The sequence below is a fragment of the Acidithiobacillus sp. TH-A36 genome (assembly GCF_057473445.1).
Map to the genome: position 1 here is coordinate 1 of NZ_JBYCKP010000136.1, position 5,959 is coordinate 5,959.

Annotated in this window: 7 protein-coding genes; 1 reads left to right on the forward strand and 6 read right to left on the reverse strand. The window is 56.2% G+C overall.

All coding sequences use genetic code 11. The features are described from left to right. The 6 genes from alaS to thiL all read right to left on the reverse strand — a co-directional run. Nucleotides 1-1,174: alanine--tRNA ligase (alaS, locus tag AC2VLY_RS03760; RefSeq protein WP_486892963.1), on the reverse strand; the 1,174-nt coding region annotated here is incomplete at its 3' end. A 26-nt stretch (nucleotides 1,175-1,200) separates the two neighbouring features. Then, entirely contained in the window at nucleotides 1,201-1,650 is a 450-nt protein-coding gene (locus AC2VLY_RS03765) for a regulatory protein RecX (protein ID WP_193650712.1), read from the reverse strand. Nucleotides 1,651-1,677: 27 nt separating this feature from the next. Next, entirely contained in the window at nucleotides 1,678-2,715 is a 1,038-nt protein-coding gene (gene recA, locus AC2VLY_RS03770) for a recombinase RecA (RefSeq protein WP_193650711.1), read from the reverse strand. Between the two features lie 168 nt (nucleotides 2,716-2,883). Further along, the gene (locus tag AC2VLY_RS03775) at nucleotides 2,884-3,729 is read right to left on the reverse strand and encodes a CinA family protein (RefSeq protein ID WP_193650691.1); all 846 of its coding nucleotides are present in this window, start codon (nucleotides 3,727-3,729) and stop codon (nucleotides 2,884-2,886) included. Beyond that, nucleotides 3,726-4,214 (reverse strand): phosphatidylglycerophosphatase A family protein, encoded by a 489-nt coding sequence (locus tag AC2VLY_RS03780; RefSeq protein WP_193650690.1) that lies wholly within the window; start codon nucleotides 4,212-4,214, stop codon nucleotides 3,726-3,728. The genes AC2VLY_RS03775 and AC2VLY_RS03780 overlap by 4 nt, the downstream gene beginning before the upstream one ends. Continuing rightward, nucleotides 4,204-5,226, reverse strand: a complete 1,023-nt coding sequence (gene thiL / locus AC2VLY_RS03785) for a thiamine-phosphate kinase (protein WP_486892964.1) — start codon at nucleotides 5,224-5,226, stop codon at nucleotides 4,204-4,206. Before thiL ends, AC2VLY_RS03780 begins: the two co-directional genes overlap by 11 nt. Nucleotides 5,227-5,398: 172 nt before the next feature. Between thiL and AC2VLY_RS03790 the strand changes: the two genes are divergently transcribed. Further along, on the forward strand, nucleotides 5,399-5,959 hold a 561-nt coding region (locus AC2VLY_RS03790; protein ID WP_486892965.1), incomplete at its 3' end, for a glutamate--tRNA ligase family protein.

The window sequence follows — 5,959 nt, forward strand, 5'->3', positions numbered from 1 at the left end:
ATCGGAAGATAATCTCACCAGGAATGGCCGCATCAGCGGGCAATCCGGAAATGGCGTCTTCCAGCAGACTCAGGCCACGTTCCAAAGTTTCCCGGAAACGGGTTTCCTCACGCTCCAAAGCACGTTCTACATCACGCTGTGCCTGAGCCAGTTCAGGAAAGGCCGTCCCCATTTCGCGTACCAGTGGCGCAACCAGTTTATGAAAAAACACGTTTTCCATGCCCAACTTGCGACCATGCCGGACCGCCCGCCGAATGATGCGCCGCAGAACATAACCTCGCCCTTCATTAGCCGGCAGTACACCGTCCGTAATCAGAAAACTGCAGGCACGAATATGATCGGCGAGTACCCGCAGACTGGTATCCGTTGTGGCATCCTGACCATAGGTTGTGCCGGAAATTGCGGCCGCTGCCGCAATCAAAGGCTTGAACAGATCGGTGTCGTAATTATTATGCACGCCCTGCAGAACAGCCGCGAGACGTTCCAGTCCCATGCCGGTATCCACGGAAGGTTTGGGGAGCGGGGTCAGTTTCCCGCTGCCATCGCGGTCATACTGCATGAAAACCAGATTCCAGATTTCAATATAACGATCCCCGTCTTCTTCAGGGCTACCGGGAGGGCCTCCCGGAACATCCGGGCCGTGGTCATAAAAAATTTCCGAGCAGGGGCCGCAAGGTCCGGTATCTCCCATACTCCAGAAATTATCTTTCGCGCCACAACGGGAAATGCGTGCGGGATCAATACCCATTTCATTGATCCAGATCTGGGCGGCTTCGTCGTCTTCTTCATAAACCGTAATCCACAGCCTGGCAGCCGGAAGCCCCAGTTTTTCCGTCAGAAATCGCCAGGCGAAAGCAATGACCTCGCGCTTGAAATAATCCCCAAAGGAAAAATTGCCGAGCATTTCGAAAAAGGTATGATGGCGAGCCGTATAACCCACGTTTTCCAGGTCATTATGTTTTCCGCCCGCCCGCATGCAGCGCTGGGAAGATACGGCGCGCTGGTAGGGACGTTGCTCCAGACCCAGGAACACGTCCTTGAAAGGAACCATACCGGCATTGGTAAACAGTAAGGTCGGATCATTGCGGGGAATCAGCGAACTGGAGGGCACAATCTGATGGCCCTGTTCCACAAAATAATCCAGAAAAGCTTGGCGAATGGCTTGCGCTTGCATCGGTCTTCCGTCATCCATAAAAAAATCTAGTCGTTAAAATCATCCGCATTGTTGCCCGGATCCGCCAGTACGCGTCGTATCTGTTCGGGCAAAAATCCCCGTCCCGCCAAAAAACGTGCACGCCGCGCATATTCCCGGGCATCTTCGGGGGCTGTGTTACCAAAACGTTTTCGGTAAGCGGCCTGCGCCTGTACCTGCCAGTTGACGCTTTGTGCTGCTGCCATGCCATCTTGCTCCTTAACGTCAACACCTGCCCGCTGTAAATCCTGACGCAGGCGTAAGGGTCCATGCCCCTGTCGCAGCCGGGTTCGGGTCAACATTTCCAGGTAACGCTGGTCATCCTGATAACCGGATGCCTTGAGGCTGTCGAGGACCATATGTACCTGCAAGTTATCAAAGCCCGCGTGCAGCAGTTTGTCCTGCAACTCCTTGCGACTGTACTCCCTGCGCGCCAGCAGGCGCAGGGCAATGGTCATGGGATCGACAGGAGAATGGCTGGACAATTATTCAACTACCGCAGGCTCCACCACATCATCCGTAAATGCCAGCGGATTACCGGCTGCAACAGCACGGACCTGTTGCTCGATTCTGGTGGCCAGTTCCTTGTGCTCCTTGAGATACTGACGGGCATTATCCTTACCCTGACCAATACGTTCACCCTGATAGGAATACCAGGCTCCACTTTTTTCAACAATATCAAACTTGACGCCCAGGTCCACCAGCTCCGAAAGGCGGGAAATCCCCTCGCCGTAATAAATGGCAAACTCGGCTTCGCGGAAAGGTGGTGCCACCTTGTTTTTGACGACTTTGACCCGGGTATCATTCCCCATGACCTCGTCACCTTTTTTAATGGCACCAATCCGGCGAATGTCGAGGCGCACAGAAGCATAGAATTTCAGGGCATTACCCCCGGTTGTGGTTTCCGGACTGCCATACATGACCCCGATTTTCATGCGAATCTGATTGATGAAAATCACCAGGGTATTGGTTCGGGAGATATTGGCAGTGAGCTTGCGCAGGGCCTGACTCATCAAACGAGCCTGCAGGCCGACGTGCGAGTCGCCCATATCGCCTTCAATTTCTGCCTTGGGGGTAAGGGCAGCTACCGAGTCCACCACAATCAGGTCCACGGCGCCGGAACGCACCAGCATGTCGGCAATTTCCAGGGCCTGTTCGCCGGTATCTGGCTGGGAAACCAGCAGATTTTCCAGATCAACCCCAAGCTTGTGGGCATAGCCGGGATCCAGGGCATGTTCGGCATCAATAAAAGCGGCAGTGCCTCCAGCTTGCTGACAACTGGCAATGGCGTGCAGAGTCAGCGTGGTTTTACCGGAAGATTCGGGTCCGTAAATTTCGACCACGCGTCCCCGGGGCAGACCGCCAACACCCAAAGCCAAATCCAGACCCAAAGAGCCGGTGGAATAAACGGCAATATCCTTGATGGCGTTGTGGTCACCCAGGCGCATCACCGCACCTTTACCAAACTGCTTGTCAATCTGGGACAAAGCGGCCGAGAGGGCCTTGCTGCGTTGATCATCCATCATGTTGTCCTTTTCTGAATTGAGAAGAGTATTCCACTCGGGCATAACCCGTTTTTGCAGCGGCCTGCTCCAGGCATCCGGGTATTGACCGACCCGATTATTCAATCTACGTTTCCGAGCATTCTACCTGAGCAACTGGAATGGGCAAAGACGCCCCGGATAAATCTTTCATCCACACAGCAAACTCAGCAAACCACCCAACGCCACCGATCCGGATGCATACTGTACGTTCCAGCGATCGCCACGAAAATGGCAGGTTCGGACCTGCTGTTGACCATTGCGCTGACCCCAGGCAATACACACGGTACCAACCGGCTTGCCCGACACTGCCCCGCCAGGTCCGGCGATACCCGTAATCGCCGCGCCCAAATCGGCTTCCCGCAAGAGACCATTGAGCATTTCCAGAGCTGTTTCTTCGGATACCGCCCCATAGCGCATCAGGGTTTTTGCCTGCACCCCAAGAAAGTGGCGCTTGGCGGTGTTGCTATAGGTCACTATACCGTGCTGCAAAAGCGCCGATGATCCGGATAAAGCGGTAATCCGGGCTGCGAGGCCGCCACCGGTGCAGGACTCAGCCAGGGCTAAACGCGGCCCACCCGCTTTGGGGCAATGTTGCAACAGCGCCCATTCTGGTGGCGCCATGGATAAATCGAAAGCGTCCGGCGTTTTTTCCTGAAGCCAGAATTCACCGGGTAAAATTTCTGTGCCCTGACTCTGATCGGTAAAGCGACTGAAACTTTGTGGACAAGGCGGCAAATAATGCTCCGCCCAATTGCGCAGACCCAGCCAGTCGCCAGCCGGGACCAAGGCATGCTGCGGAATGACTTTCCAGGCATCGGCGTTGACAAAAGCGCCGAGGCCCAGTGCCGTGCCCTCTATATCAGGCAGGACTGCTGTCAGCTCGATGCGCGCACGCACTCCACTCATTGCGGCCCAGGCTTCCAGGCGCTGAGCGTCGGGCAACACCGCTGGCCGCATGGGCAGAAAAATATGCAGTAATTCGCCGCTGTTCATAACCAGCCCATCGCTCGCAGCCCCTGTAAAATCAGCCAAGCCGGAATCGCTGCCGCCATGTCATCCAGCATAATGCCCGTTCCACCATGAATATGTCGATCCAACCAGGAAATAGGCCAGGGTTTGAGCATATCGAAAAAACGGAACAGCAAAAAACCGATGCCCAAGGCTGCCCAACTGAACGGTATCCAGTACAGGGTCATCAACAGCCCCACCCATTCATCCCAGACAATGGCGGGTGGGTCAAGGGCACGCTTGCCGGCTGCACCATGACGCAGGTCTTCGGCAGTCTGACCACAAAGCCAGGGCCCAACGGCGATCATGATGAATATGACAGCAGCATATATCCAGAGATTGTGCAGTGCCAAAACCAGCAGCAGGTAAAGCGGAACAGCAGCAATGGTACCCATGGTTCCCGGAAGGATGGGCGCAAGACCACTGCCGCCACCAAAGGCCAGCCAGTGATACCAGGGCCTAGAAAACATGCTGATGGCCCCTTATGTCCGGCAGCGCCAAAGGCTGCTCCTGCCAGTAAACATCTACAGGCTCAGTGGCTTGCAGGTCTGCTGGCAAAATCTGTCCCACTGCCGTTATTGGCAAAGCACATCTATGCGCGATATTCATCAATGATGGGGTCAGTGACGGCGGAGCACAAAAAATAAGTTCATAATCATCTCCTCCGGTCAGAGGCCAGCGTTGAAGGCGCGCCAAGTCATGATCAATGCATGCACCCAGGCTCTGACTGAGGGGTAAATGCTCCAGATCAACCCGTGCCCGCAGCCCGGAGGCCTTGAGAATATGACTGAGATCAGCCAGAAAACCATCAGAACAGTCCATAGCGCAGGCCACTCCAGCAGCCTGCGCCGCCCGGCCAAAGTCCAGACGCGGGAGCGGACGCAAGCGCCGGGCTTCCAGTACCAGAGCCTGAGCCGCCGAACAGACAAAATCATAGCCTGGCAGACCACGTGCCACAAAAGCCAGATCGAGGGCGGCGGCTGCATCCCCCAGCGTGCCGGTAACCCAGATCAGATCACCGGGACGGGCTGCATCGCGCCGCATAATGCCCTGCTCCGCTACGCCCAATACGGTCACAGACAAAGTCAGCGGGCCATCTGTTGCTACCGTATCGCCGCCTACCAGCGCCACGCCGGCGCTTTCAGCCAGCATACGCCAGCCCTCGGCAAATGCTTGCAACCAGTATGAATAGCCTTCAGCACGCACTGGTAAAGCCAGACTGAGCAGGCACCAACGCGGCTGCGCACCCATGGCGGCCAGATCGCTGAGATTCACCGCCAAGGCTTTCCAACCCAAATCAGCAGGATCCACATCGGCGAAAAAATGGCGTCCGGCAACCAGCGTATCCATGCTGGTCACCAGAGACTGTCCCGCCGGATCCAGCCAGGCTGCGTCATCCCCCATTCCCAGCAGCACATCCTTACCGCCGCCGCCCAGTCTGCTTTGCAACTGTTCGATGAGTGCAAACTCTCCAACCGCCATGAATGCTCCGATTTTAAACTGGTTCGCGCTTAAGCAGCGCTTTCGTGATGCCGGGACTGATCACCAAGCACCGGCCTGATTGTACAGTAATCCGAGATGAACCATAGTCTGATACAATGCCTTTTGCTCCATGCCCACTGCACCAATCATGACCATTATCAGGCCACCAACAATGCCCCAACCAGAGGCCCGACAAAAGCCAGTCGTGGGGCGTTTTGCCCCCTCCCCTAGCGGTCCCCTGCATGCCGGTTCGCTGATTGCAGCTATTGGCAGCTATCTCAGTGCGCGCAGTCAGGATGGGCTTTGGCTGCTGCGTATGGAAGATGTGGACGGGGACCGGGTGCGGCCCGGAGCTGCGGACACAATTTTACGGCAGCTGGAAGTACTCGGCCTGGATTGGGATGGCCCAATCTGCTGGCAATCGCAACGCCATGATTTTTATCAGCAAGTCATCGACCAGTTGATAAAGGAAGGAGATGCCTACCCCTGCGCCTGCACCCGTCAGGAAATCCGCCGGCACGGCGGCCATTATCCCGGCACCTGCCGCCATGGACTGGCAGCGGGTCGAACTGCACGCTCCTGGCGACTGCGCGTTCCCGAACATTTTCCTGTCTGGGAAGATCGTTTTCACGGTCCTCAGAACACGCCTCCCGAACAGGGGGATCCCGTTCTGCTCCGCGCCGATAATTATTTTGCTTATCTACTGGCTTGCGTGGTCGATGACGGCGCACAG